22 protein-coding genes are annotated in these 25,562 nt (G+C 67.7%); 12 read left to right on the forward strand and 10 right to left on the reverse strand.

Translation table 11 applies throughout. The features are described from left to right. Positions 1–19 precede the first annotated feature (19 nt). Positions 20–610 (forward strand): IMPACT family protein, encoded by a 591-nt coding sequence (locus EJO66_RS12065; RefSeq protein ID WP_124959232.1) that lies wholly within the window; start codon positions 20–22, stop codon positions 608–610. On the opposite strand, the gene EJO66_RS12070 is transcribed toward EJO66_RS12065, so the two are convergent. Continuing rightward, the gene (locus EJO66_RS12070) at positions 555–1,487 is read right to left on the reverse strand and encodes an ion transporter (protein ID WP_125965346.1); all 933 of its coding nucleotides are present in this window, start codon (positions 1,485–1,487) and stop codon (positions 555–557) included. The two genes, EJO66_RS12065 and EJO66_RS12070, sit on opposite strands and share 56 nt — an antisense overlap. Before the next feature lie 135 nt (positions 1,488–1,622). On the opposite strand from EJO66_RS12070, the gene EJO66_RS12075 reads away from it, so the two are divergent. Then, positions 1,623–2,138: a bactofilin family protein gene (locus EJO66_RS12075; RefSeq protein WP_015868023.1), complete on the forward strand. Its 516-nt coding sequence runs from the start codon at positions 1,623–1,625 to the stop codon at positions 2,136–2,138. Positions 2,139–2,142: 4 nt separating this feature from the next. On the opposite strand, the gene EJO66_RS12080 is transcribed toward EJO66_RS12075, so the two are convergent. Continuing rightward, a complete protein-coding gene (locus EJO66_RS12080) occupies positions 2,143–2,928 on the reverse strand; it encodes a DUF72 domain-containing protein (protein ID WP_125965347.1) in 786 nt (261 codons plus the stop codon). Between the two features lie 88 nt (positions 2,929–3,016). Here EJO66_RS12080 and EJO66_RS12085 point away from each other — a divergent pair, with 88 nt between their 5' ends. Beyond that, positions 3,017–4,528, forward strand: a complete 1,512-nt coding sequence (locus EJO66_RS12085) for a M20 family metallopeptidase (RefSeq protein WP_124959229.1) — start codon at positions 3,017–3,019, stop codon at positions 4,526–4,528. Continuing rightward, the gene (locus EJO66_RS12090) at positions 4,525–5,391 is read left to right on the forward strand and encodes an alpha/beta hydrolase (RefSeq protein WP_125965348.1); all 867 of its coding nucleotides are present in this window, start codon (positions 4,525–4,527) and stop codon (positions 5,389–5,391) included. The genes EJO66_RS12085 and EJO66_RS12090 overlap by 4 nt, the downstream gene beginning before the upstream one ends. Before the next feature lie 12 nt (positions 5,392–5,403). Here the strand turns inward: EJO66_RS12090 and EJO66_RS12095 are convergent, their stop codons facing one another. The 5 genes from EJO66_RS12095 to EJO66_RS12115 form a co-directional block, all read right to left on the reverse strand. Beyond that, positions 5,404–6,582, reverse strand: coding sequence for an MFS transporter (locus EJO66_RS12095; protein ID WP_124959227.1), 1,179 nt, complete (start codon positions 6,580–6,582; stop codon positions 5,404–5,406). Between the two features lie 141 nt (positions 6,583–6,723). Continuing rightward, positions 6,724–7,185: a YidB family protein gene (locus EJO66_RS12100; RefSeq protein WP_206168849.1), complete on the reverse strand. Its 462-nt coding sequence runs from the start codon at positions 7,183–7,185 to the stop codon at positions 6,724–6,726. Between the two features lie 100 nt (positions 7,186–7,285). Then, positions 7,286–8,650 (reverse strand): M20/M25/M40 family metallo-hydrolase, encoded by a 1,365-nt coding sequence (locus tag EJO66_RS12105; protein ID WP_124959225.1) that lies wholly within the window; start codon positions 8,648–8,650, stop codon positions 7,286–7,288. Positions 8,651–8,715: 65 nt separating this feature from the next. Next, positions 8,716–9,450 carry a 16S rRNA (uracil(1498)-N(3))-methyltransferase gene (locus EJO66_RS12110; RefSeq protein WP_125965349.1) on the reverse strand — a complete coding sequence of 245 codons (735 nt, stop codon included), beginning with the start codon at positions 9,448–9,450 and terminating at the stop codon, positions 8,716–8,718. Further along, on the reverse strand, positions 9,451–10,545 hold the full coding sequence (locus EJO66_RS12115; RefSeq protein ID WP_124959223.1) for an aminoglycoside phosphotransferase family protein: 1,095 nt from the start codon (positions 10,543–10,545) through the stop codon (positions 9,451–9,453). Between the two features lie 234 nt (positions 10,546–10,779). On the opposite strand from EJO66_RS12115, the gene EJO66_RS12120 reads away from it, so the two are divergent. Genes EJO66_RS12120 through rsmA form a run of 3 tightly spaced genes read left to right on the forward strand, consistent with a single transcriptional unit; the run spans position 10,780 to position 15,556 of the window. Continuing rightward, positions 10,780–13,362: an LPS-assembly protein LptD gene (locus tag EJO66_RS12120; protein ID WP_124959222.1), complete on the forward strand. Its 2,583-nt coding sequence runs from the start codon at positions 10,780–10,782 to the stop codon at positions 13,360–13,362. A 17-nt stretch (positions 13,363–13,379) separates the two neighbouring features. Then, positions 13,380–14,789 carry a peptidylprolyl isomerase gene (locus EJO66_RS12125; protein ID WP_124959221.1) on the forward strand — a complete coding sequence of 470 codons (1,410 nt, stop codon included), beginning with the start codon at positions 13,380–13,382 and terminating at the stop codon, positions 14,787–14,789. Further along, positions 14,789–15,556 carry a 16S rRNA (adenine(1518)-N(6)/adenine(1519)-N(6))-dimethyltransferase RsmA gene (rsmA, locus tag EJO66_RS12130; protein ID WP_124959220.1) on the forward strand — a complete coding sequence of 256 codons (768 nt, stop codon included), beginning with the start codon at positions 14,789–14,791 and terminating at the stop codon, positions 15,554–15,556. The genes EJO66_RS12125 and rsmA overlap by 1 nt, the downstream gene beginning before the upstream one ends. Positions 15,557–15,905: 349 nt before the next feature. Here rsmA and EJO66_RS12135 read toward each other — a convergent pair whose 3' ends face one another. The 3 genes from EJO66_RS12135 to EJO66_RS12145 all read right to left on the reverse strand — a co-directional run bounded on the left by EJO66_RS12135 (position 15,906) and on the right by EJO66_RS12145 (position 19,315). Continuing rightward, positions 15,906–16,331 (reverse strand): barstar family protein, encoded by a 426-nt coding sequence (locus EJO66_RS12135; protein ID WP_086012221.1) that lies wholly within the window; start codon positions 16,329–16,331, stop codon positions 15,906–15,908. A gap of 50 nt (positions 16,332–16,381) precedes the next feature. After that, positions 16,382–16,792 (reverse strand): guanyl-specific ribonuclease, encoded by a 411-nt coding sequence (locus tag EJO66_RS12140; RefSeq protein ID WP_124959219.1) that lies wholly within the window; start codon positions 16,790–16,792, stop codon positions 16,382–16,384. A gap of 180 nt (positions 16,793–16,972) precedes the next feature. After that, positions 16,973–19,315: an NADP-dependent malic enzyme gene (locus tag EJO66_RS12145; protein WP_124959218.1), complete on the reverse strand. Its 2,343-nt coding sequence runs from the start codon at positions 19,313–19,315 to the stop codon at positions 16,973–16,975. 166 nt (positions 19,316–19,481) lie between these two features. Between EJO66_RS12145 and EJO66_RS12150 the strand changes: the two genes are divergently transcribed. From EJO66_RS12150 to EJO66_RS12170, 5 genes are all read left to right on the forward strand, one after another. Next, positions 19,482–20,531 carry an SPFH domain-containing protein gene (locus EJO66_RS12150; RefSeq protein ID WP_124959217.1) on the forward strand — a complete coding sequence of 350 codons (1,050 nt, stop codon included), beginning with the start codon at positions 19,482–19,484 and terminating at the stop codon, positions 20,529–20,531. A 9-nt stretch (positions 20,532–20,540) separates the two neighbouring features. Further along, a complete protein-coding gene (locus EJO66_RS12155) occupies positions 20,541–22,022 on the forward strand; it encodes a DUF4178 domain-containing protein (RefSeq protein WP_125965350.1) in 1,482 nt (493 codons plus the stop codon). 62 nt (positions 22,023–22,084) lie between these two features. After that, positions 22,085–22,303, forward strand: coding sequence for a DUF350 domain-containing protein (locus EJO66_RS12160; protein WP_124959215.1), 219 nt, complete (start codon positions 22,085–22,087; stop codon positions 22,301–22,303). Between the two features lie 14 nt (positions 22,304–22,317). After that, positions 22,318–23,862: a polyamine aminopropyltransferase gene (locus EJO66_RS12165; protein WP_124959214.1), complete on the forward strand. Its 1,545-nt coding sequence runs from the start codon at positions 22,318–22,320 to the stop codon at positions 23,860–23,862. An 11-nt stretch (positions 23,863–23,873) separates the two neighbouring features. Next, complete coding sequence (locus EJO66_RS12170; protein ID WP_124959213.1) at positions 23,874–25,496, forward strand: FAD-dependent oxidoreductase; 1,623 nt, start codon at positions 23,874–23,876, stop codon at positions 25,494–25,496. Positions 25,497–25,562 lie beyond the last annotated feature (66 nt).

Here is a 25,562-nt window from a genome sequence, read left to right on the forward strand (position 1 = left end):
TGAAAACAACGGCCGCTCCATGAGCTTCACGCTCTCGCAACCGGCGCACAGCGAGCTGCTGATCAAGAAGAGCCGCTTCATCGGCTGCGTGCAGCCGGTGGCCGACCGGGCCGCGGCCCTGGCCGTGGTGGCATCCCTGCGCAGCGAGCATCCTGCCGCCGCGCATGTCTGCTGGGCGCTCATGGCGGGCGGCCAGTCGGCCGCCAACGACGACGGCGAGCCGGGCGGCACGGCCGGGCGCCCCATGCTCGAAGTGCTGCGGCACCAGCAGCTCGAAGGCGTGCTCGCCACGGTGGTGCGGTACTTCGGCGGCGTCAAGCTGGGTGCGGGCGGACTCGTGCGGGCCTACACCGATGCGGTGGCGCAGGCCTGCCTCGGAGCCGCGCTGGTGCCGCTGGTGCGCCAGCAGCTGCTGCAATGCAGCGTGCCCTATGCGCTCGAAGGGCTGGTGCGGCGCGAGATTGCCGCGGCGGCCGGCGCTTCGCTGGTGGACGTGCGGCATGGCGACGCGGTGGACTTCACGTTCACGCTGCCCGAGCCCGACGCGAATGCCTTCATCGCCCGCCTCGACGATGCTGCGCAAGGGCGCGCCGTCTGGCCGCGGGCGTGAGCCGCCGCGCGGGCGCGGCCACGGCCGAGGGCGGGGTCATCGCCAGCACGCCGCGCGACGCGAGCGCCACGGGCACCGGCGTGTCGTCGTCGGGACCGCGCCGCGCCATCTCGGCCGTCACGATGCCGGTCGGCACGGCCAGCACACCCCAGCCGAGCAGCATCATCACCGAGGCAATCGCGCGGCCGAGGTCCGTCTTGGGCACAAGGTCGCCGAAGCCCACCGTGGCCATGGTCGAGATGGCCCAGTAGATCGCCACCGGAATGCTCGTGAAGCCGTGCACCGGGCCTTCCACCACGTACATCAGCGTGCCCATCACCAGCACCACCAGCATCACGAAGCCCACGAACACCGTGATCTTGCGCCGGCTCGCGGCCACGGCCGAGACCAGCGCGCGGTATTCCACCGAGTAGCGCGACAGCTTGAAGATGCGGAACACGCGCACAAGCCGCAGAACGCGCACGTCGATCAGGTAGGCGAGCTCGGGCGCGAACGCCACCAGGAAGGTCGGCAGCAGCGCGAGCAGGTCGATCACGCCATAGAAGCTCAGCGCATAGCGCAGCGGCTTGTTCACGCAGGCGAGCCGTGCGATGTACTCGAGCGTGAACAGGATGGTGAACGCCCATTCGAGTGTGTTGAGCACGGGCCGCCACTGTTCGCGGATCGACTGCACGCTGTCGAGGATCACCACCAGCACGCTGGCCACGATCACGGCGATCAAGGCCAGGTCGAAAAGCAGGCCCGCACGCGTGTCGGCCTCGAAGATCACCGTGAACAGCTGGCGCCGCCAGCCGCTGGCAGGCTTGTCGAAGCGCGAGTCGATGGTCGAGGAGATCGCGAGGCTCCGGGCGACAGGTGCGGTGTTCGATCGGGTCATCTTGCAGGGCCGGGGTCACGGGAGAGTGTCGTTATCGGGCGTCCGGGGACTTATTCAGTTACGTTTCTTGCGCAATGAAGTGCCGCAGGCCGCGAGCGGGTTCTTACGATAGTCGTTTTGTTGAGGAGCTCCCCATTGGCCACACAGTCCCCCTTTTTCGGCAAGCGTGATCGTGATACCGACTCGTTGACCTCTCGCCCCGCGCCGTTGGTGGGCTCGGGCACCAATCTCTCGGGCTCGCCCGTCAATCCTTCGTCGCTGACCGCGCAGCAAGGGGGCCTCTCCGCGGCGGCCGCACCGGCCAAGGAAGGCGGCAGCAAGCTCACCGTCGGCCCCAACATCAAGCTCAAGGGCGTCGAGATCACCGATTGCGACACGCTCGTGGTCGAAGGCCTGGTCGAAGCGACCATGGACTCGCGCCTGATGCAGATCGCCGAACAGGGGGAGTTCAAGGGCTCGGCCGAGATCGACATCGCCGAGATCCGCGGCGTGTTCGACGGCAATCTCACGGTGCGCGAAAAGCTCGTGATCCACTCGACCGGCAAGGTCACCGGCAAGATCCGCTACGGCAAGATCGTGATCGAGGAAGGCGGCCAGCTGTCCGGCGAAATCAGCTTCGGCGCCAAGCCGTCGCTGCAAGCCGCAGCCTGACCGATCAGGCCGCCTCTTCAGGCGGCTTCCAACCCAGGCGCTCCAGCAAGGCACCGGCCGCGGCCGGTGCCTTCTCTTTGGCACCGTTGATGAAGTAGACGAACACGTCGCGCTTTTTGGGTGCTTCGGCCCAACGCTGCGCGCGCTCGGCCCAGCCGTCGAGCGCCTTCGGCCCATAACCCGTCTTGAGCTTGGCGTCGGCCATCATGAGCCGCGCATAGGCGAAGTCGCCTTCGGGCTCCTCGAACGAGGGAAACTTGTCCGCGTCGGTGAGCACGGTCGAGACCTTGTGCTTCTTCGCGAGCGCCTGGTAGCCGGGCGTGATGAAGCTTGGATGCCGCACGTCCATCACGTGGCGCAGCGCGCGGCTGCCTTCCTTCTTGGGAAGCAGCTCGAGAAAGGCCTCGAAATCTTCCGCATCGAAGGGCTTCGTGGGCATGAACTGCCACACGATCGGGCCGAGCTTGTCGCCGAGTTCGCTCACGCCGCTGTCGATGAAGCGCTTGATCGAGTCTCCCGCGGTGGCCAGCACCTTGCGATTGGTGGCAAAGCGCGAGGCCTTCATCGAGAACATGAATTCTTCCGGCACCTCGTCGTGCCATTTGCGGAAGGTCTCGGGCTTGAAGGTGCTGTAGTAGGTGCCGTTGATCTCGATGGCGCTCACCTGGCGGCTCGCATGGCGCAGCTCCTTCGCCTGCGCGAGCCCCTTGGGATAGAAGTTGTCGCGCCAGGGCTCGTAGGTCCAGCCGCCGATGCCCACCTTGATCCGAGTCGATGCTGCCTTGCTCACATTGCGCTCCGGGTTGAGATCGCCGCACTCTACGCGCGCTCGCCCAAGGGCGCAAAATGCGATTTTTTCCTTAGCCGCGGAGAACCCGATGAACGCCCCCCTGCACCGCGAAATGCCTGCCGGCCTGCTCGATGCCGAGCGCGCCCTGTCCGATGTCAGCGCCCAATGGGACGGCGACATCCTCAAGCAGCTCACCGACTACATCGCCATTCCCGCCAAGTCGCCCGGCTTCGACAAGGACTGGTCGGCCCACGGCTACCTGGAGACCGTGCTGCGCAATGCGGCGGCCTGGGTCGAGGCGCAGAAGGTCGAGGGGCTGAAGCTCGAGATCGTGCGCCTGGAAGGCCGCACGCCGGTGCTGTTCTTCGAAGTGGCCGCCACCGGCACCGACATGGACGAGACCGTGCTGATGTACGGCCACCTCGACAAGCAGCCCGAATTCACCGGGTGGCGCAACGACCTTGGCCCCTGGACGCCCAAGTACGAGAACGGCCTGCTCTACGGGCGCGGCGGCGCCGACGACGGCTATGCGGTCTACGCCAGCATCGCCGCGCTGCAGGCGCTCAAGAACCAGGGCGCAGCGCATCCGCGCATCGTCGGGCTGATCGAGACCTGCGAGGAAAGCGGCTCCTACGACCTGCTGCCGTATGTCGATGCGTTGCGTCCGCGGCTGGGCAACGTCGAGCTGGTGATCTGCCTGGACTCCGGCGCCGGCAACTACGACCAGCTGTGGCTCACCACCTCGCTGCGCGGCATGGCCAGCGGCACGCTCAAGGTCGAGGTGCTGACCGAAGGCATCCACTCGGGCGACGCCTCGGGCCTCGTGCCCTCGAGCTTCCGGATCATGCGGCAGGTGCTCGACCGCCTCGAGGACAGCGCCACCGGCCGGCTGCTGCCCGCGAGCTTCCACTGCGAAGTGCCGGCCGACCGGCTGGCACAGGCCAGGGCCACCGCGGCGATCCTGGGCGACGAGGTCTACAAGCGCTTTCCCTGGGCGCACTACGATTGCGGCGGCTCGACCATGTTCGCGCTGCCGACCACCACCGATCCGGTCGAGGCGCTGCTCAACCGCACCTGGAAGCCCACGCTGTCGGTGACGGGTGCAGAAGGCTTCCCGGCGTTGAAGGACGCGGGCAACGTGCTTCGTCCCTACACCGCCTTCAAGCTTTCGCTGCGCCTGCCGCCGCTGGTCGACGCGGCCGAGTCGGTGCAGCAGCTGAAGGCGCTGCTCGAGGACAACGCGCCCTACCAGGCACGCGTGACCTTCGAAAGCGGAGGCGGCGCCACCGGCTGGAATGCGCCGACGATCACGCCGTGGTTCGAGGATGCGCTCAACAAGGCCTCGCAGGCGCATTTCGGTGCGTCCTGCGGCTACATCGGCCAGGGCGGCACGATCCCGCTGATGAACATGCTGAGCGCCGGCTTCCCCAAGGCGCAGATGATGGTCTGCGGCGTGCTGGGTCCGAAGAGCAATGCCCACGGCCCCAATGAGTTCCTGCACGTGCCCTATGCCAAGAAGCTCACGGCCGCGGTGGCCGAGGTGATTGCGGCCCTGCCGGCCGCGCACCGCGCCGCGGCCGCGGAGCCGGTGGCCGCTTGAGCCCGGCGGCGGCGCTGCTGCTGCCTTTGCCGCAGCGGGTGTCGCTGCCCACGCCGAACGGCGAAACGCTGCTGCTGCGCCGCCTCCCGTCGGCCGGCGCGTCGCGCGGCGTCGTCGTGCTGGTGCACGGGCTCGGCGAGCATGCCGGGCGTTATCACCGACTCGCGGCGCGCCTGCACGCATGGGGCTTCGCAGTGTGGGCCCATGACCATCATGGCCACGGCGGATCGTCCGGCGCGCGCGGCGCACTGCCCGGCGAGCTGCGGCTGGTCGAAGACCTCGCGCGGGTCATCGACGATGCGCGGCGCGAGAACCCCGGCTTGCCGCTGGTGCTGCTCGGCCACAGCCTGGGCGGGCTGGTTGCTGCCAGCCTGGTGGCGCGCGGGTTGCGTCCGGTCGATGGGCTGGTGCTGTCTTCGCCGGGGCTCGACCCGGGCCTGAGCGGATTCCAGAAGGCGCTGCTCGCGGTGCTGCCGCGCATTGCGCCCGGGCTGCGCGTCAGGAATGGACTCGACGACAACTTCCTTTCGCACGACCGGGCGGTGGTGCAGGCCTACCGCGACGATCCGCTCACGCACGACCGCATCGGCGGCCGGCTCGCGCGCTTTCTTGCCTACGAAGGGGCGGTGGTGCAGCAGGCGGCGGCGCACTGGCCGGTGCCGACCTTGCTGCTGTATGCAGGCGACGACCGGCTGGTAGTGCCGGCCGCCAGCCGGGCCTTCGCGGCCGCCGCTGCGCCCGGCGGCATGGTCGAAGCGCAGTGCTTCGAAACGCTGTACCACGAGATATTCAACGAGCTCGATGCCGAACCCGTGTTCGCCGCGCTGCAGCGCTGGCTCGGCAAGCGCTTTCCGCCAGATTGAAGAAGAAGCGCTTCAGGTGCCCGCGGCCGCAGCCTCGCGCCGGCGCGTCTGCGCAAGCCACAGCAGCGCCGCGCCCGTGAGCGCCATCGGCACCAGCGAGCCGTAGTTCAGCAGCTGCCAGCCCTGCGTCGTGACCAGCACGCCCGAGGCGAACGAAGTCAGCGCGAGCGTCGCGAACACGCAGAAATTGAGCGCGCCCTGCGCCCGGTCGCGCTCTTCCGCGGTGTAGGCCGTGAGCGAGAGCGTGGTGCTGCCCGTGAACAGGAAATTCCACCCCACGCCCAGCAGGCACAGGGCCACGAGGAAGTGCTGCAGCTCCACGCCCGACAGCGCGACGGCGATGCAGCCGAAGTTGAGCGCGAGCCCCACGCCCATCACCGGCAGCGCGCCGAAGCGGCGAATCAGGTGGCCGGTGAAGAAGCCCGGCGCGAACATGCCGATCACATGCCATTCGAGCACCAGCGCGGCATCGGAAAAAGGCAGGCTGCAGATCTGCATTGCAATGGGCGTGGCGGCCATCAGGAGGTTCATCACGCCAAAGCCCAGCGCCCCCGCCGCGGCCGCCACGATGAACACCGGCTGGCGCATGATCTGCGACAGCGGCCGCCCGCCCATCGCCTGCTGGCGCGTGAGCGTGGCGGGAAACTCGATGAAGCGCATGACCGCCATCGACAGCAGCGCCACCGCCGCCAGCGCGATGTAGGCGCCCGCGAACGGCACCGCGAATGCCTCGCGCGTAGCGGCCGCCAGGTTGGGACCTGCCACGGCGCCGATCAACCCGCCGGCCATCACCAGCGACACCGCCTTCTCGCGCCAGGCCGGGGCTGCGAGTTCGGCGGCCGCGAAGCGATAGAGGTTCGCGTTGGCGTTGTAGTAGCCCGCCACCACCGTGGCAAGGCACAGGAGCCAGAAGTTCTTCGAGATGGCCGCGAATGCGCACAGCAACGCCGAGCCCAGCCCCACTGCCAGCCCGATCTGGAACGACCCGCGCCGCCCGAAGCGCTGCTGCGTGCGCGCCACCAGCCCGGTGGTGAGCGCACCGCCCACCACGTAACCCATGACCGGCAGCGTGGCCATCCAGCCGCGCGGCGCGATGCTCAGGCCCACCAGCCCGTTGATGGCAATGAAGGTGACGTTGTTGGTCAGGAACAGGCCCTGGCAGATGGCGAGCAGCCAGAGGTTGCGGTTCATGGAGAAATGGCGGCGAAAGCGCGTTGCGGCATGGAAGGCTGCGGTTCTACGCGAATCGCCGCGGATGCGCCAGCCGAAATGCGGCAGGCCAAAAAAAGCGCCCTCGCGGGCGCCGGAATTTCCGATGAGCAAAAAGTTCGCTCAAGGCTGCCTGTTCTGCAGCAGGCCGCCGAGCGCACCCAGCAGGTCGTTCGGGTTGTCCAGGCCCTGCTCCGGCACCTTGCCCTGCGGCGTGAGCTGGTCGATCAAGGCCGGCAGCATGGTGGCCAGCATGGGCAGCAGCGTTTGCGCGTTGATGCCGAGCTTGGAGGCGATGCTGGCGATGGTGTCGCTGCCCAGCGCGTCTTGCAGCTGGCCGCCGGATACGGGCTGGTTTTCGCCCTTGCCGATCCAGGAGCCGATCACGTCGCCCATGCCGGCCTGCTCGAATTTCGAGACCAGCCCACCCAGGCCACCCGCGCCGCCGTTGTTGGCCAGCAGGCCGCCCAGCGCGCCGGCAAGGCCCCCCAGGTCTCCCAGCCCGCCGATGCTGCCGCCTTGCGGCTGCTGCTGTTGGGCGGCGCCCCCGAGAACCTGGCCGAGTACCGAATCGAGCATTCCCATGGACGTTTCCTTGGTGTGTGACAGAACCGCTGGCATTTTCCCAGCGCGAAGGGCCGCGAGCGAACGAGCTTGTCTACTTTTCAGCCCGCAGCGTGACAAATTACCTGGGACGCGGTGCGCGTTTCGGCAGCAACGCGGGGCTTACCCCTTGCACGCCGACCAGACCCAGCACTGTCACCAGCGAATTCTGCGCGCCTTTCCAGGCATCTGTCACGTCGATCGACTCGCTCAGGGCATGGAAGCCGGTCGACTTTCCGCCGCCGCCGATGATGATGGCCGGGATGCCGTAGGACATCGGCACGTTGGCGTCGGTGCTGCCCCCGCGCAGCAGCGTCTTGTGGCCGAAGGCGGTGTTCGAGCGGACGGCCGCTTCCACGATCACCGAATCGGACGGCGTGCGCCCGCCCGGCCGGTCGCCGATCAGCTTGTTGCTGGCAGTCAGCGTCGCCACGTTCCAGCGCTTGTTCTCCTCGGCCACCGCTTCGTCGATGGCCGCGAGGATCTTCTTTTCCGTCTCCAGCAGCGACGCCATGTCGTCCGAGCGGATGTCGATGGCCATGCGGGCATCGGGCGCAATGGTGTTCACCGAGGTGCCGCCTCCCACGGTGCCGACGGTGAAGGTGGTCTTGGGAAAGCTGGGCGTGCGGACTTCGGCGATCTTGGCAATGGCGCGGCCCATGCCGTGGATCGCGCTGGGCACCTGGCCGAACGCGGCAAAGCTGTGGCCCCCCGGCCCCTTGAACGTGACTTCGTAGCGGTGGCTCGCCGTGCCGAGCACCAGCACGTTGCCGTCGGGCGAAGGCTCCAGACCCACCATGCCGTCGATGTCGAGGTGGTCGCGGAAGATGGCCTTCATGCCGCGCAGGTTCCCGAGCTCTTCCTCGCCCACATTGGCAACGAAGAGCAGGTCGCCCACGGTCTGGATCTTGTTGTCGTTGAGCACCTTGAGCCATGACAGCAGCACCGACAGGCCGCGCGTGTCGTCCGCGATGCCGGGCGCGTGGAGCTTGCCGTCGCGCTCCTTCACCTTTACGTCGGTGCCGGCGGGGAACACGGTGTCGAGGTGGGCGGAGACCAGCAGCTTGGGGCCGTTTCCCGTGCCCTTGCGCAGCCCGACCACATTGCCTTCGGCATCGATCCTCGCGTCGGCGAGCCCGAGCGCCTTCATGCGCGCAAGGAAGGCCTCGGCGCGCTTGCTTTCCTTGAACGGCGGCGCTTCGATCTCGGTCAGCATCTTCAGGTCTTCGATCGAGCGCTCATGGTCGGCCTTGACCGCGTCGAGCAGCTTCTGGATCGCGGGCGCCGCCATCAGCTGCGTGAAGGTCTTTTCCACCTCGGGGGTGACCTGCGCCGGCGTGGGGGCGACGGCGGTGTTCTGGGCCTGCGCGCCCGGCGCGGCGCAGAGCAGGGCCAGCACAAGGGGCGCGAGAGGGGCAAGCCGGAGGGCGCGTGGCGAACGAGGCATGGCGTGGAGATCCTTTTCTTGTGATGGGGATGGAATGTGGGGCAGGCCGTTGCGGAAAACGCCTGTCAAAGGCCGGCGAGCAATACCAGTGCGGCAAGCGCCGCGGTTTCGGCGCGCAGCACGCGCGGCCCGAGCGTGACCGGCGCAAAGCCGCATGCCAGCGCTTCCTGCTCTTCGGCGCTGCTCAGGCCGCCCTCGGGGCCGCTCAGCACCAGCACGCTGCGATCGGCCGGCGCGGAGGCGGTGGCATCGGCAAGGCGCCGCGTGCCTTCGGCAAGGCTCAGGACAAGGCGCAGCGGGGCGTCGCCCGCATTCGTGCCGATCCAGGCCGAGGGGCTCGAGAACGGCCGCACCGGATGGATCCGCGGCACGCGGTTGCGGCCGCATTGCTCGCAGGCGGCAATGGCAATCGCTTCCCAATGCGCCCTTTTCTTCTCGGCGCGCTCGCCCGAAAGGCGCAGCACGCCGTGGGCCGTGGCCAGCGGCTGGACGCTCGCGACGCCCAGTTCGGTGGCTTTTTCGACCAGCCAGTCCATGCGTTCGTTGGCCGGCATGCCGACGGCCAGGTGCACCGCGCGCACGGCCTCGCGCTCGGCAGGCGAATGGGCGCCGATCGTCACCGATACATCGCTGCGCCCCATGCGCTCGACCATGGCCGCATATTCGCCGCCCGAACCGTCGAACAGCGTGAGTGCGTCGCCGGGCTGCATGCGCAGCACCTGAACGTGGCGCGCGGGGCCGGGTGGCAGTTCGAGCGTGGCACCTGCCGTCAAAGGCACCGGGCAGTGGAAACGGGGCATCTAGACCCTGCCGTAGGCAAAGCCGGTCAGCGCCGAAGTGCCTTCGATCTCGTCGATCACCCGCAGCAGCGGCGTGAGTTCCATGTAGCGGCTGGCGGTGGAGCGGATATAGGCGATGAAGCGCGGCGTGTCTGCCAGGTAGCGCGGCTTGCCGTCGCGCAGCGTCAGGCGGGCGAAGATGCCGGCCACCTTGAGGTGGCGCTGAAGCCCCATCCATTCGACCGATCGGTAGAACGCGCCGAAATCGGCATCGACCGGCAGCCTGGCCTTGCGGGCGGCTTCCCAGTAGCGGATCGTGACGTCGAGCACGAATTCCTCATCCCAGCTCAGGAAGGCGTCGCGCATCAGGCTCGCGATGTCGTAGGTGATCGGACCGTAGACCGCATCCTGGAAGTCGAGCACGCCCAGATCGGCCCCATTGCGGACCATCAGGTTGCGCGGCATGAAGTCGCGGTGCACGTAGACGCTGGGCGAGGCCAGGTTGTTCTCGACGATCAGCCTGAAGCTGCGTTCCAGCCGCTCCTTGAGCTGGCCCTCGACCGCAATGCCGCGGTGGCGCCCGATGTACCACTCGGGGAAAAGCGCCAGTTCGCGTTCGAGCAATGCGCGGTCATAGGGCGGCAGCACGCCCGGCCTGGAGGCCAGCTGCCAGCGGATCAGCGCATCGATCGCCTGGTCGTAGAGCGGGCGGCTGGCGTCGGGCCGGGCCGCATCGATCACGTCGAGCATGGTTTCGCGGCCCAGGTCGTCGAGCAGCAGGAAACCGTGGGTCCTGTCCCACTCGAGCACCTGCGGCGCGGTCACGCCGGCCTCGGCCATCAGGCGGGCGACCTGCACGAAGGGCTCGCTGTTCTCCTTGTCGGGCGGCGCATCCATCACGATGCGGCTGGCGGCGCTTCCCGTGGCGTCGATGCGGAAGTAGCGGCGAAAGCTCGCATCGGCGGACGCAAGGCGCACCGTCTCGGGCAGCAGGCCGTGCGCGGCGCCGATGCCGGCCAGCCAGTTCTGGAACGCCGCAGCCCGCTGCGGATCTGCCCAGAGAATGGCCGTGGCGGAGGGTGTGGGCTCGGAGGCCGGGAGCGGGGGTGCTGTCATGGATAATCGATTCTACAAATCCGCCTGGCGCGGCAACTCCTGCGGTCCTCCCTGGTCGAACAGAGTTGCCGCCGGCTCCTGCAACCTGCCGGCCTGCCGCGCCGTCCTCCCGACGATCCTTCGTTCCTGACCGATGCCTACGACCCAAAGCCCCCACGCTTGGCACCCTGTGCACTCGCAGCCCTCCTCGGGAAGACTGCGGACCTTTTCCGGAACGATGCGGCGGGAGGCCTGATGAGGCGGCGCGTTGCCTTGCTGCGTTCCGGCCCGCCCCTGCCGTTGGCCGTGTTGTCGCTGGCGCTGCTGCATGCGCACGGCGCCTCGGCCCAGCCGGCCGGGGGCCTCGATGGTCCGCTCACGCTCAAGCGCACGCCGCAGCTGACCGAAACGCTGCCGCCCGCCGAACGCAGCCAGTTGCCCAGCCTGATCACCGGCGACCGCCTGTCGGGCCGCCAGGATCTCGAAACCGTGGTCGAAGGCCATGCCACGCTGCGGCGCGGCGAAGTCGCCATCACTGCCGACCGGCTCGAGTACTACCAGCCCGACGACCGCGCCAGGGCGCGCGGCAACGTGCGCGTCAACCAGGCCGGCAATGTGTACGAAGGCCCCGAGCTCGAGCTCAAGCTCGAGACCTTCGAGGGCTTCTTCAACAACGTGCGCTACTCCTTCCTTGCCACCGGCGGGCATGGCGAGGCGCAGCGCATCGATTTCGTCGACAGCAACGTGTCGGTGGCCCGCAGCGCCACCTACACCACCTGCCGGCGCGAGGACTACCCGGGCTGGATGCCGGCCTGGCTGCTGTCCGCAGCCACGCTGACCACCGACACCGAGGAAAACGTCGGCGTGGCCACCGACGCGCGGCTGAGCTTCATGGGCATCAGCACGCCGCCGATCCCGAGCGTGAGCTTTCCGCTGTCGAACGAACGCAAGAGCGGCCTGCTGCCGCCCACGATCGGCGTCGACAACACCAACGGCATCGAGATCTCGCAGCCGTACTACTGGAACATCGCGCCCAACCGCGACGCCACCTTCACGCCCACGCTGATGAGCAAGCGCGGCCTCAACCTGGGCTCGGAATTCCGCTACCTCGAGAAGGAATACAGCGGCAGCGTCCGCATGGACCTGATGGGCAGCGACCGCCTGGTGGGCCAGCGCTACAACGAAACGCGCGCCGCACAGCTGCAGCAGCTCGCCAACGGGGAAATCCAGGCCTCGGACCTGAGCTTCGGCGCGCCGCCCAGCACCAAGCGCTGGGGCATCTGGGCCAATCACCACCAGGACTTCAACGCCAAGGCGCTCGGGCTCGATTCGCTCGCGGCCAACATCAACATCAACCGGGTCAGCGACAACGACTACTGGCGCGACTTCACGCGCACGCCCACGCTGGCCCAGCGCCAGCTGTCGAACGACGCGTCGCTCAACTGGAGCAAGGGCGACTGGAACGGCGGGATCCGTGCGCTGCGCTACCAGACGCTGCAATACAGCCTGTCGCCGATCGTGCCGTCCTATGACCGGATGCCGCAGATCACGGCCAACTACAACAAGTACGACTGGCACGGCTTCGACGTTTCGCTGAACCTCGACTACACGCGCTTTCGCGTCAACACCATCCTGGCCGGCCAGCCGGGCTTCGACATCAACCAGCAGTCGCAGCCCGACGGCGACCGCGCCCTGGCCATTGCCACCATCAGCCGGCCGTTCATCACGCCGAGCTCCTTCGTCATCCCGAAGCTGCAGCTGAACACGGCTTCGTACAACTACTTCCTGCCGCAGTCCGACGTTCCCAGGCTCACCGTGAACGGGACCCAGTACGTCAACGGCGTGCCCTACAACCCGAACTCGCTGTACTTCTTCCCGACCTCGAGCAACCGGACGGTGCCGACCTTCAGCCTCGACAGCGGCCTGATCTTCGAGCGCGACGCGAACTACTTCGGCCGCGCCTTCCGCCAGACGCTGGAGCCCCGCGCCTACTACGTCTACACGCCGTTCCGCAACCAGAGCATGCTGCCGAACTACGATTCGGCGGCCAACGATTTCAGCTTTGCGACCATCTACACCGAGAACGCCTTCTCGGGCAACGACCGCATTTCCGACACCAACACGCTCACGCTCGGCGTGACCTCGCGCCTGATCGATCCCGACACCGGCGTCGAGGCGGCGCGCTTCGGCGTTGCGCAGCGGCTGCGCTTCAGCGACCAGAGGGTCACGCTGCCGGGCGGCACGCCGGTGACCGACCGTGCGAGCGACCTGCTGCTGGGCGCCCAGATCAACTGGACGCCCAAGTGGAGCCTGGACACGGTCGTCCAGTACAACCCCGACACGCGCAAGTCGGAGCGCTCGGCCATCACCGCGCGCTACAACCCCGGGCCGTACCGCAACCTCAGTGCGGCCTTCCGCTACCAGGCGCCCACCACTCCCCTCGCCACCGACGGCAACAAGTCCTTCGACGTGGGCTGGCAGTGGCCGCTCAACGACCTGTGGGGCGACAAGGGCAAGGACCTCGGCCCGGGCAAGGGCCAGGGCGGCGGGCGGTGGTATGCGGTCGGCCGGCTCAACTACAGCCTGCAGGACAAGAAACTCACGGACGGTGTGCTCGGCTTCGAGTACGACGGCTGCTGCTGGATCGGGCGCGTGGTGCTGCAGCGCATCACGACCGGCACGGTGACGGCCAACACCCGCATCATGTTCCAGCTCGAATTCGTCGGGTTCTCCAGCATCGGCTCGAGCCCGATGCAGACCTTGCGGACCAACATCCAGCGCTACCAGCCCCTTCGCCAGCCCACCGAAGGGCCGAGCCGCTTCACCAATTACGACTGAGACGATTGAGCAACGCCATGAAACACATCCGTTCCATCCTGACCCTGGGCTGCCTCGCGGCGCTGGCCGCAACCTCGGGCGCGCAGGGCCTGCGTCCCGGTGGCGGCAGCGGCATCACCGACATCATGCGCGCCGGTCCCCGCCTGGCGCCGCCGGCGCCGCGCACCGCGCCTTCCACCGCCGCGCCGGTGCAGCGCGCGGCCGAATACATCGTTGCGCTGGTCAATTCCGAGCCCATCACCAACACCGAGGTGCAGTCGCGCGTCACGCGCCTGATGCGGGAAAATGCCGAGGCCGAGCGCGTGCCGCGCGCCGAGCTCACGCGCCTCGTGCTCGAACGCCTGATCTCGGAGCGCGCACAGCTCCAGCTGGCCAAGGAAAACGGCATCAAGGTGGACGACGTTGCCATCGACCAGGCCGAGCAGACCGTGGCGCGCCAGAACCAGGTCAGCGTCGAGGAGCTGCGCCGCCGCGTGGTGGCCGAGGGCCTCTCGCTGCGCGAATTCCGCAACGACCTGCGCGACCAGCTGCTGCTCACGCGCCTGCGCGACCGCGAGGTCGAGTCCAAGGTCAAGATCAGCGACTCCGAGGCCGACGAATACCTGCGCGACCAGCGCAACGCTCCCACCAAGGACGCGGCACTGCAGAACATCAACCTCGCGCACCTCCTGGTCGCCGTGCCCGAGAACGCCACCGAGGCGCAGGTCGCCACCTTGCAGCAGCGGGCCCAAGGCCTCGCGCAGCGTGCCCGCTCGGGCGAGGACTTCGCCAAGCTGGTGCAGGAAAACTCCGATTCGCCGGACCGCGCCAATGGCGGCGCCGTCGGCATGCGCAGCGCCGACCGCTATCCGTCGCTGTTCGTCGAAGCCACGCAGTCGACGCCGGTCAACGGCATTGCCGGCCCGATCCGCTCGGGTGCGGGCTTCCACGTGCTCAAGGTGCTGGCCAAGGCCCAGATCGGCGCCGCCGATGCCACCGTGACCCAGACGCAGGTGCGCCACATCCTGCTGCTCAACGACCCGAGGCGCACCACCGCGCAGGCCGTCGCGCAGCTCGCGGAATTCAAGCGCCGCCTGCAGGCCGGCAACGCCGACTTCGCCGGCCTGGCGCGCGACAACTCGCAGGACGCCAGCGCCAAGGAAGGCGGCGACCTGGGCTGGTCGCGCCCGGGCCAGTTCGTGCCCGAGTTCGAGGAAGCCATGGATCGCCTGGCGCCGGGCCAGATCAGCGACCCGGTGGTGTCGCGCTTCGGCGTGCACCTGATCCAGGTGGTCGGCCGGCGTGAATCCAAGCTCACCCAGGCCGAGCAGCGCGAAGCCGCGCGGGCGGTGCTGCGCGAGCAGCGGGTCGAGGAAGCCTTCAGCACCTGGGTGCAGGAGGTGCGCGCGCGCGCCTACGTCGAATACCGCGAGGCGCCCCAGTCCTGATGGCACACATCGCCAGGAAGCGGTTCGGGCAGCACTTCCTGTCCGACGGGGGCATCATCGATGCCATCGTGCAGGAGATCGCGCCGCAGCCTGGCGATGCCATGGTCGAGATCGGTCCGGGCCTGGCGGCGCTCACCCAGCCGCTGGTCGAGCGGCTCGGGCGCCTGACCGTCATCGAGCTCGACCGCGACCTGGCCAGGCGGCTGCGCGAGCATCCGCAGCTCGATGTCATCGAGTCCGACGTGCTCAAGGTCGATTTCGCCGAGTTGGCCGCCAGGTTCGCGGCGCCGCTGCGGGTGGTCGGCAACCTGCCCTACAACATCTCCACGCCCATCCTGTTCCACCTGCTGGGCTTCGCGCACCTGATTGCCGACCAGCACTTCATGCTGCAGAAGGAAGTGATCGACCGCATGGTCGCGCGGCCCGCCACGTCCGACTACAGCCGACTGAGCGTGATGCTGCAGTGGCGCTACAGGATGGAAAACGTGCTGTTCGTGCCGCCCGAGAGTTTCGATCCGCCGCCGCGTGTCGACAGCGCGGTGGTGCGGATGGTGCCGCTGGCCGAGCCGCCGGCCGTCGATGCCGCCCGCCTGGGCGAAATCGTGCAGGTGGCCTTCAGCCAGCGCCGCAAGATCATGCGGCACACGCTGGGCAAGTGGCTGGACGAACACGGCTTTGCAGGCGAATTCGACGCCCAGCGGCGCGCCGAAGAGGTGCCGGTGGCCGAATACGTGGCGCTCGCTCAAGCCGTTCCCCCGCGCCCATGAAAAAGCCCGCCTTGGCAAAGGCGGGCTTTCGTTCGTGAACACCGCGCAACCGGCTTCGCCGGGCCGCAGGTGTTGCCCCCTCGAGGGGGAGGCGGCTACACGAAGTGAGCCGCTTCAGGGGGGCCTATTCAGGCCGCTGCGAGCCAGTAGCCCGCGTTGAAGGGGCTGCTCATGCGCAATGCGAGCGGCGAGACGTCGACCAGTTTGTCGGTCGGCATCTTCTCGCCTTCGGGTTCCGTGCCGGCTGCCGCATTGGCGGTGTTGCCGTTGATTTCGATGCCATCGAGTGCTGCGCCGTTCGGCTGAGCCTCGTTCGCCCGTTCTGCTTGGCTGGTGTGTGCAGAACGGGCTACAGAAAAGAATAGAAGCAGCGGAACGGGACTTTCCGGTCTCCCCAGTAGTCGGAGGCATCGCGGAAGATGTCGAGCAGCTGCTCGCGCGCTTCCTTGTCGAACTTGGCGTTGGCCGGGATCTGCTCGAGCACGATGACAAAGCCGGGCTGCGGGCCCGATTTATGCAACGGGTCGGTCATGCAGTCGTACAGCGCGTCGAAATTCTTGCCGAAATGCGCCGGAAAGGTGAACTGCTGGGCGATCAGGTCCAGGACGTCCTGCTTGGTCTGGGCGTTCCCCAGGTTGGCGTACAGGAAATGCTGGCCCGCGGCGTTGGCGGCTTCCTGCAAGTCGTTCACGCGGAACGCACGAATCGATTGCACGATGTTCGGGCGTACGGCACGAAGGGATAAAGTCATCTCCGCTGGTCTTTCCATAGTCATCATCATTTCTTCGGGGCGCTTCGGGGCGCCGCTCAAGTCGTTGTCATCGCTCATGGTGCAATCCGTCTGAAACTCGCGTAGTGGTCTGCCGTGTACCAGCAGGCCTCGGGGGTGGTGCGCTGTTCTCCGCCGCAGACAATGCGCCGTGCACCGCGATCGCGCGAGCCGGGCGTTGCCACCGTGTACTCGCGGTAGTGACCGCGCCGCGCGGGCGGCAAAAGACGCTCGCGGTTGCCAAATACCGTGCCGTCCTTTTCGTATCGGAAGGGGCCGCCATTCAGGATGGCTTCGTAGGTTCGCTGGCCCTGAACCGGCAAGTCGGACAGTGCGATCGATTCCTGGGCGGGCTTTCCGGTGCCGAACCATCCGCGGGCCTCGGCCCCCGTCGCCAACGCCGCCAGCATCAAGCCGGTGAGCGCAAACTTAGTGACAGAGGACGTGATCGAGGCGTAAGCCGCCATGGGGCACCACAAGAAAAGAGCGGGGTTCCGAATTGGCAGCCAACCCTGGGGTTAACCCGCAAATTCAAGCCCGCGAGTGTGCACCACGCTGGCGAAAATAGCAAGCGACTGCCCAAAGTTTGAGCAGTCGCAAGGGGATCGAGTGGCGCTTTAAGTTGGCGGCCACTCTCGCCAAATGGCCTATCGCTCTGCGTTTGCGTCGGCGACTGTCAAGGCTGTCATGTTCACGATGCGCCGAACTGTTGCGCTGGCCGTGAGAATATGCACAGGTTTGGCGGCGCCGAGCAGCACCGGGCCGATCGCGATGTTGCCGCCGGCCGCGGTCTTGAGCAGGTTGTAGGAAATATTGGCCGCGTCGATGTTCGGGAAAACCAGCAGGTTGGCGTCGCCCGCCAGCGCGCTGTGCGGCATGACGATCGCGCGCTGCTTGCTGTCGAGCGCCACGTCGCCGTGCATTTCGCCGTCCACTTCGAGCCAGGGCGCCTGAACGCGCAGCAGGTCGAGCGTCTTGCGCATCTTGATGGCGCTGGGCTCGTTGCTGGTGCCGAAGTTGGAATGCGACAGCAGCGCGGCCTTGGGCTTGAGGCCGAAACGCATCATTTCCTCGGCCGCCATGGTCGTGATCTCGGCCAGTTCCTCGGGCGAGGGGTCGTAGTTGACGTGGGTGTCGACCAGGAACACCTGGCGGTCGGGCAGGAGCAGGCCGTTCATGCAGGCGTACACCGGCACGTCCTGCGGCGTGCTTTCGCAGCCGCCGGGGCGCTTGCCGATCACCTGGTCGATGTAGTGCAGGTGGATCAGCGTGGTGCCCCAGGTGCCGCAGATCATGCCGTCGACCTCGTCCTTGTGCAGCAGCATGGCGCCGATCAGCGTCAGGCGGCGGCGCATCTCGATCTTGGCGGTCTGCACCGTCTGGCCCTTGCGCTCGGTCATGCGGTGGTAGGTCTGCCAGAAGTCGCGGTAGCGGTGGTCCTGCTCGACGTTGACGATGTCGTAGTCGAGCTCTTCCTTCAGCCGCAGGCCGAACTTCTCGATGCGCTGCGCGATGATGGCCGGGCGGCCGATCAGCGTGGGGCGCGCAATGCCCTCGTCGACCACGATCTGGGCGGCGCGCAGCACGCGCTCTTCCTCGCCCTCGCAGTACGCCACGCGCTTCTTCTGCGCGCGCTTGGCGGCGTCGAAGATCGGCTTCATCGTGGTGCCGGAGGCGTAGACGAAGCTCTGCAGGCGGTCGCGGTAGGCGTCCATGTCCTTGATCGGACGCGAAGCCACGCCGCTTTCCTCGGCGGCCTTGGCCACCGCCGGGGCGATCTTCATCATGAGACGCGGATCGAAGGGCTTCGGGATCAGGTATTCAGGTCCGAAAGTGAGCTTTTCGCCGACGTAGGCGGCAGCGACGCGCTCGCTCTGCTCGGCCTGGGCGAGGTCGGCAATGGCACGCACCGCGGCAATTTCCATCTCGTCGGTGATCGTGGTGGCGCCCGAATCGAGCGCGCCGCGGAAGATGTAGGGGAAGCACAGGACGTTGTTGACCTGGTTCGGGTAGTCGGTGCGGCCGGTGGCCATGATCACGTCGGGGCGCACCGCATGGGCGTCCTCGGGCGAGATTTCCGGGTTCGGATTGGCCAGTGCGAAGATCACCGGGCGCGGCGCCATCCTGGCCACCATGGCGGGCTTGAGCACGCCGCCGGCCGACAGGCCCAGGAACACGTCGGCGCCCTCGATCACCTCGGCCAGCGTACGGGCCGTGGTTTTCTGCATGTACTGGCGCTTGTCGTCGTCCATGAGCTCTACGCGGCCTTCGTAGACCACGCCGGCCAGGTCGGTCACGAACACGTTTTCGCGCTTCAGGCCCACCTTGAGCAGCAGGTTCAGGCAGGCCAGCGCCGCGGCGCCCGCACCCGAGGTGACCAGCTTGACCTCGCTGATGTCCTTGCCCGCCACCTTGAGGCCATTGAGCATGGCCGCCGCCACGGTGATGGCCGTGCCGTGCTGGTCGTCGTGGAACACGGGGATCTTCATGCGCTTGCGCAGTTCGCGCTCGACGTAGAAGCAGTCGGGGGCCTTGATGTCCTCCAGGTTGATGGCGCCGAAGGTGGGCTCCAGCGCTGCGATCACCTCGACCAGCCTGGCCGGGTCCTTCTCGTCGATCTCGATGTCGAACACGTCGACGCCGGCGAACTTCTTGAACAGCACGCCCTTGCCTTCCATCACCGGCTTGGCGGCCAGCGGGCCGATGTCGCCCAGGCCCAGCACGGCGGTGCCGTTGGTGATCACCGCCACCAGGTTGCCGCGCGCCGTGTACTTGAAGGCGTTGGCCGGGTCCTTGACGATTTCCTCGCAGGGCGCGGCCACGCCGGGCGAGTAGGCCAGCGACAGGTCGCGCTGGTTGACCATCTGCTTGGTGGCGGCAATGGCAATCTTGCCCGGCACCGGAAGCTCGTGGTACTCGAGGGCGGCGCGCCGCAATTCGGCGCGCTTGTCTTCGGGCGTGGGGGTCGATGAGATCGTCGAATCGGACATGGGCCGTTGCTCCTGGTGGCGCTTCTTCTGGGGGCGCCGATTGTAGACCTCGGCCCGCGGCGCCATAGGCCGCATGGCGGAGATCGGCCATGCCGAAAGCACGAAGACCCGTCAAGACGATGTGGCAATATGCGCAGTCCGGAAAAAAACTCGACGAGGAGCGGCCATGGCCCTGATGGATTTCATCAAGAAACAGTTCATCGACATCATCCAGTGGACCGAGACTGGCGATGGCACGCTGGCCTGGCGCTTTCCGATGGCGGAGATGGAAATCCAGAACGGCGCCTCGCTCACCGTGCGCGAGTCGCAGGTGGCGGTGTTCGTCAACGAAGGCCAGGTGGCCGACGTGTTCGGCCCGGGCATGTACAAGCTCACGACGCAGACGCTGCCCGTGCTCACGTACCTGAAGAACTGGGACAAGCTGTTCGAGTCCCCGTTCAAGAGCGACGTCTACTTCTTCAGCACCCGCCAGCAGGTCGACCAGAAGTGGGGCACGCCCCAGCCCATCACCATCCGCGACAAGGACTTCGGCGCCGTGCGCCTGCGCGCCTTCGGCAACTACAGCTTCCGCATCGGCGATGCCAAGCTGTTCCACACCGAGATCTCGGGCACGCGCGACGTCTACGGCGTGGCCGACCTCGACGGCCAGCTGCGCGGGCTGGTGCTGCAGAACATCAGCAACGCCATCGCTTCCAGCGGCGTGCCGTTTCTGGACCTTGCCGCCAACCAGATCCAGTTCGCCCAGGCGCTGGCCGCACAACTGGTGCCCGAGTTCGAGAAGATCGGCATCAAGCTTGAGAACATCACGGTCCAGAACGTCTCGCTGCCCGAAGAGCTGCAGAAGATCCTCGACCAGAAGATCGGCATGGGCATGGTCGGCAACGACATGGGCAAGTTCATGCAGTACCAGACCGCGCAGGCCATTCCCAAGTTTGCCGAAGGCGCGGGCGGCGGCAGCGGCATCGCGGGCGATGCCATGGGCCTGGGCGCCGGCGTCGCGCTGGGCCAGGTGCTGGCGCAGAACCTCGCGCAGGGCCTGAGCCCGAGCGCAGCGGCCCAGGCCGCGGCGACCCAGCAGCAGCCGGCCGTGGCCGTGGTGAGCCCGGCCGACGTCATGACCACGCTCGAGAAGCTCGGCGAGCTCAAGACCAAGGGCATCCTCACGCAGGAAGAGTTCGACGCCAAGAAGGCGGAACTGCTCAAGAAGCTGGTCTAAGCACCGGCAATGGCTGAGCAAGCAGGCGCCCAGCGCGCCTACCGTGCGCCCTGCCCTGGTTGCGGCGCACCGGTCGAATTCAGGTCCGCGCAGTCGGCCTTCGCAGTCTGCCCGTACTGCCAGAGCACCGTCGTGCGCCAGGGCGAGACGCTCGCGCGCATCGGCAAGATGGCGGAGCTGTTCGACGACTTCAGTCCGCTGCAGCTGTTTGCCGCGGGCCGCATCCAGAACCAGCCGTTCACCATCGTCGGCCGGCTGCAGTACAGCCATCCGGGCGGGCGCTGGACCGAGTGGATCGCCGCGCTCGATGGCGACCGCACCGGCATCCTGAGCGAGGACAACGGCGCCTATGTCTTCGCGCTGCCTTTCGAGCTGCAGCGCGCCGCGCCGCCGCCCACGGATCTGCGCGTGGGGGCCACCACCGCGTTCAACGGCCAGAGCTACACCGTCTCGTCGAACGAGCAGGTGGCGCTGCTTTCCGCGCAGGGCGAGCTGCCGCACCTGCCCGAGCTGGGCCGCCCGTTCCCCATGGTCGAGCTGCGCAGCGACAAGGGCCTGGTGCTCAGCATCGACTACGGCACCGAGCCGCCCGGCGCCTACCTGGGTCGCTCGGTGCAGCTCGAGGACCTGCAGCTCACGGGCCTGCGCGACGAATCCGCCAAGGACGAAAAAGGCCGCGCCTTCAACTGCCCGAACTGCGGCGCACCCGTCACGGCCAACCTGGCCGACAGCAAGAGCATCACCTGCGGCTCGTGCAACAGCATCATCGACCTGTCGCAGGGCATCGGCGGCGAGCTGAAGCACGCGGAGCAGAACGAACCCGTTCGCCCGCTCATCCCCATCGGCAGCATGGGCCAGCTGCAGGGCGCGCAATGGCAGGTGGTGGGCTTCCAGCACCGCATGGGCGTGGAGCCCGGCGACGACGAGCACTTCGGTTGGAACGAATACCTGCTGTACAACAAGAGGCGCGGCTTCAGCTTCCTGGTCGATGCCGAGGACGGCTGGAGCATGGTCAAGCCGACCACCGGCGCGCCGGTGATGGCCGAGAACGGCAGCAGCGCCACCTACCTCGGCAAGCGCTACGCGCAGCAATACGCCTACAACGCCGAAACCACCTACGTGGCAGGCGAGTTCTACTGGCAGGTGGAGCGCGGCCAGAAAACCTTCAACCGCGATTTCGCGAGCGGCAGCGCGCTGCTCTCGATGGAACGCTCGGCCAACGAGCTGACCTGGTCCTCGGGCAGCAAGCTCGACAGCGGCCTGGTGTCCGCCGCCTTCAAGCTCGACGACAAGAAGGACATGTTCGTGCGCGGCGATGCGCTGCCGGTCAGCGCCGCATCGGGGCTGGGTTGCGGCACCATCATCCTGATCGTGGTCGTCATCATCGTGCTGCTGGTCATCCTGAGCACCTGCAGCGGAGGGTCGTCCGGCGGGTCGCGCAGCTACGGCGGGTCCTACGGCGGCTATTCGAGCGGCGGCGGCCACAAATGAACGAGAGCAACATAGCTTCGCGCTGATGTCACCCACTACTGCAACTACGACTGGAGGTCCCCATGGGATTTGAATGGCTGAAACCGGGCGTGGTCCTCGGATCGCTCGTGTATGCGCTGCTTGGCGTGCTGATCTTCTGGCTCTGCTTCCTGATCATCGACAAGGTCACGCCCTACGACCTCTGGGGCGAGATCGTCGAGAAGCAGAACGTGGCGCTGGGCCTGGTGGTGGCCGCCATGAGCCTGGGCATCTGCGTCATCGTCGCCGCAGCGATCCATTGAGCGGGGAGGCGGCCGTGTCCGCGCATTCCGCCGATGCGCGCGGGCCGCAGCCGGTCGAGATCGCGCTGCTCGCCAGCGTGTTCGTGGTCGCGGCCTGCGGGCTGGTCTACGAGCTGACCGCTGCCGCGCTGAGCTCCTACCTGCTCGGCGACTCGGTGCTGCAGTTCAGCACCATCATCGGCACCTACCTGTTCGCGATGGGCGTGGGTTCGTGGCTCTCGCGCTTCTTCGAGCGCCAGCTGCCGGCGCACTTCCTGCGCATCGAACTGCTCGTGGCGCTGGTCGGCGGCGCGCTGCCGGCCATTCTTTTCCTCGCGAACGCCTATGTGCCCGGCGCGTTCCGCCTGCTGCTCTACGGGCTCGTGGTGGTGGTCGGCACGCTGGTGGGGCTCGAGATCCCGCTGGTGATGCGCATCCTCAAGCGCAACATCCAGCTCAAGAACCTGGTGTCGCAGGTGCTCACCTTCGACTACCTCGGCGCGCTGGCGGTGTCGGTGGCCTTTCCGCTCATCCTGGTGCCGCAGCTCGGCATGATCCGCACCGGCCTGCTGTTCGGCATCATGAATGCCGCCGTGGCCGTGTGGGCGCTGTGGCTGTTCCGCCATGAGCTGCGCCGCATCGGCGCGCATGCGCTGGCCTGCTTCCTCGCGCTGGCCGCGCTGGTGGGCGCCTTCGCCGGGGCCGGCCACATCACCACGCTGGCCGAGGACAAGTTCTACCAGGACCGCATCGTGTTCAGCGCCACCTCGCCCTACCAGCGCATCGTGGTCACGCGCGGGCAGCTCGGGCACCGGCTGTTCCTGAACGGCAACCTGCAGTTCGCCGAGCGCGACGAGTACCGCTACCACGAGGCGCTCGTCCACCCGGTGATGGCCGCGCAGGGCGCGCCGAAGAAAGTCGCGGTGCTCGGCGGCGGCGACGGCATGGCGGTGCGCGAGGTCCTGAAATATCCCTCGGTCGAATCGGTCACGCTGGTGGAGCTCGATCCGAACATGACCCAGCTCTTCACGGCGCACGAAACGCTGGCGGCGCTCAACGGGCACTCGCTTGCGTCGCCGAAGGTGAAGATCGTCAATACCGATGCGTTCCAGTGGCTGCAGGAGGCGGGGGACTTTTTCGATGTGATCGTGGTGGACTTCCCCGATCCCACCAACTTCGCGATCGGCAAGCTCTACACCAACAGCTTCTATGCGCTGCTCGAGAAGCGCCTTTCGGCGAGCGGCTACGCGGTGATCCAGACCACCTCGCCGCTGGTTGCGCGCAAGAGCTACTGGACCGTGGCGGCGACCATCGAATCGGTCGGCCTGCGCGCGACGCCCTACCATGCGCATGTGCCGAGCTTCGGCGAATGGGGCTACATCATCGCGGGCCGGCGGCCGTACCGGATGCCCGAGGCGCTGCCTTCGGGCCTGCGTTTTCTCTCGCCTTCCACCTTGCCGCTGATGTTCGACTTTCCGCTCGACATGGCGCGCGTGCCGGCCGAAGTGAACCGGCTGTCGAACCAGACCCTTGTCACCACCTACGAGCAGGAGTGGGGCAAGGTCATCACGACGCACTAGGGGCGGACGGCATGCAGCGGCGCGATTTCCTCGGTGTGGCCGGCGCCCTTGCGCTCGCGGGCTGCGAGGCCCAGGTGCCGCCCATCGAAGGCGGCTTCACCGGCATCGATGTGGCGCGCGGCCATGCGCTGCGCGACGGCGCGCTCAAGAGTTCGCCTCCGGCAGCCGTCAAGCGCACGCGCGTGGTGATTGCCGGCGGCGGTGTCGCAGGTCTCGCCGCCGCGCGCGCACTGCGGCTCGCGGGCATCGAGGACTTCGTGCTGCTCGAACTCGAGGACGCGGCGGGCGGCAATGCGCGCGGCGGCATGGTGAGCGGCATTGCCTGTCCGCTCGGCGCGCACTACCTGCCGACGCCCGGCGACGATGCGCGCGAAGTGCAGGACCTGCTCGAGGAACTCGGCCTGCGCCGGCGCGTGGCAGGCCGCTGGGAGTACGACGAGCGCCACCTTTGCCACAGCCCGCAGGAGCGGCTGTTCTTCCAGGGCGAGTGGCAGGACGGCCTGCTGCCCGTGCACGGCGTGGGTACCGAGACGCACGCGCAATACCGCAGGTTCGCGCAGCGCATCGATGCATTGCAGCACGCGGCGCACTTCGCCATTCCCGCGCAGAGGGCCGCGGTCACGCCCGAGCTGCTCGCGCTCGATGCCCTCCCCTTCGCGAACTGGCTCGACGGCGAGGGCTTCGGCGATGCGCAGCTGCGCTGGTACCTCGACTACTGCTGCCGCGACGATTACGGCGCGGGCATCGAACAGGTCTCGGCCTGGGCCGGCATCCACTATTTCGCTAGCCGGCACGGATTTCACCCGCCGGGGCCATCGGGCAGCGGCGCCGATCCGAACGCCGAGCGCGACGGCGTGCTCACCTGGCCAGAGGGCAACGGCTGGCTCACGAAGCGGCTGGCCGAGCCCCTGGGCGACCGGCTGCATACAGGCCAGGCCGTCGCGCGCATCGCCGAGCTTCGCGGCGGCGTCGAGGTCGATGCGTGGGATGCCACGTCCAAATCGCTGGTGCGCTGGCAGGCCGAGCGCTGCATCGTCGCGTTGCCGGTGTTCATTGCCGCGCGCGTGGTCGAGAACGCGCCGGAGGTATTGAAGAACGCCGCCGCGCATCTGCGCTATGCCCCCTGGCTCGTGGCCAACGTGCACCTGCGCGGGCCGCTTGCCGACCGCCCCGGCGCCGCGCCGAGCTGGGACAACGTGATCTACGGCACGCGCGGCCTCGGCTACGTCGATGCGCGCCATCAGGCGCTCGACCCCACGCCGCGCGGCACCGTGCTGAGCTGGTACCGTCCGCTCGGCCCGAGCCGCCACGACGGCGCCGATGGCCGCCGCCTGCTGCTCGACCGCCCCTGGACCGGATGGCGCGACGACCTGCTCGCCGAGCTCTCGGTGCCGCATCCCGACCTGCCTTCGCTCGCCACGCGCATCGAGATCACGCGCTATGGCCACGCCATGTCGATCCCGCGGCCGGGGCTGCTTGCGCAGATCGGCGCGCACCGCATGTCGCCGGACGTGGCGCACCATGGCCGCGTGGTCGCGGGCCGGCTTTCGTTCGCCCACGCCGACTGGTCGGGCTACTCGATCTTTGAGGAGGCGTTCACGCGCGGGCACGTCGCGGGCGCGGCGCTGGGCTGAAGGCGCGGGGTGCCTTCAGCCCATGTCATGGCCGCGTCACGCCTGGCCGGCATGGTCTCGCGTTTC

Source organism: Variovorax beijingensis (genome assembly GCF_003951285.1).
Classification (GTDB): domain Bacteria; phylum Pseudomonadota; class Gammaproteobacteria; order Burkholderiales; family Burkholderiaceae_C; genus Variovorax; species Variovorax beijingensis.

What these genes read in the sequence shown, in the direction of transcription:
- EJO66_RS12105 (WP_124959225.1), bottom strand. Translation starts at nt 8,650, where the DNA reads ATGCCTCGTTCGCCACGCGCCCTCCGGCTTGCCCCTCTCGCGCCCCTT.
- rsmA (WP_124959220.1), top strand. Translation starts at nt 14,789, where the DNA reads ATGGCACACATCGCCAGGAAGCGGTTCGGGCAGCACTTCCTGTCCGAC.
- EJO66_RS12140 (WP_124959219.1), bottom strand. Translation starts at nt 16,792, where the DNA reads ATGGCGGCTTACGCCTCGATCACGTCCTCTGTCACTAAGTTTGCGCTC.
- EJO66_RS12135 (WP_086012221.1), bottom strand. Translation starts at nt 16,331, where the DNA reads ATGACTATGGAAAGACCAGCGGAGATGACTTTATCCCTTCGTGCCGTA.
- EJO66_RS12085 (WP_124959229.1), top strand. Translation starts at nt 3,017, where the DNA reads ATGAACGCCCCCCTGCACCGCGAAATGCCTGCCGGCCTGCTCGATGCC.
- EJO66_RS12145 (WP_124959218.1), bottom strand. Translation starts at nt 19,315, where the DNA reads ATGTCCGATTCGACGATCTCATCGACCCCCACGCCCGAAGACAAGCGC.
- EJO66_RS12125 (WP_124959221.1), top strand. Translation starts at nt 13,380, where the DNA reads ATGAAACACATCCGTTCCATCCTGACCCTGGGCTGCCTCGCGGCGCTG.
- EJO66_RS12100 (WP_206168849.1), bottom strand. Translation starts at nt 7,185, where the DNA reads ATGGGAATGCTCGATTCGGTACTCGGCCAGGTTCTCGGGGGCGCCGCC.
- EJO66_RS12110 (WP_125965349.1), bottom strand. Translation starts at nt 9,450, where the DNA reads ATGCCCCGTTTCCACTGCCCGGTGCCTTTGACGGCAGGTGCCACGCTC.
- EJO66_RS12115 (WP_124959223.1), bottom strand. Translation starts at nt 10,545, where the DNA reads ATGACAGCACCCCCGCTCCCGGCCTCCGAGCCCACACCCTCCGCCACG.
- EJO66_RS12065 (WP_124959232.1), top strand. Translation starts at nt 20, where the DNA reads ATGAGCTTCACGCTCTCGCAACCGGCGCACAGCGAGCTGCTGATCAAG.
- EJO66_RS12150 (WP_124959217.1), top strand. Translation starts at nt 19,482, where the DNA reads ATGGCCCTGATGGATTTCATCAAGAAACAGTTCATCGACATCATCCAG.
- EJO66_RS12155 (WP_125965350.1), top strand. Translation starts at nt 20,541, where the DNA reads ATGGCTGAGCAAGCAGGCGCCCAGCGCGCCTACCGTGCGCCCTGCCCT.
- EJO66_RS12160 (WP_124959215.1), top strand. Translation starts at nt 22,085, where the DNA reads ATGGGATTTGAATGGCTGAAACCGGGCGTGGTCCTCGGATCGCTCGTG.
- EJO66_RS12120 (WP_124959222.1), top strand. Translation starts at nt 10,780, where the DNA reads ATGAGGCGGCGCGTTGCCTTGCTGCGTTCCGGCCCGCCCCTGCCGTTG.
- EJO66_RS12095 (WP_124959227.1), bottom strand. Translation starts at nt 6,582, where the DNA reads ATGAACCGCAACCTCTGGCTGCTCGCCATCTGCCAGGGCCTGTTCCTG.
- EJO66_RS12070 (WP_125965346.1), bottom strand. Translation starts at nt 1,487, where the DNA reads ATGACCCGATCGAACACCGCACCTGTCGCCCGGAGCCTCGCGATCTCC.
- EJO66_RS12170 (WP_124959213.1), top strand. Translation starts at nt 23,874, where the DNA reads ATGCAGCGGCGCGATTTCCTCGGTGTGGCCGGCGCCCTTGCGCTCGCG.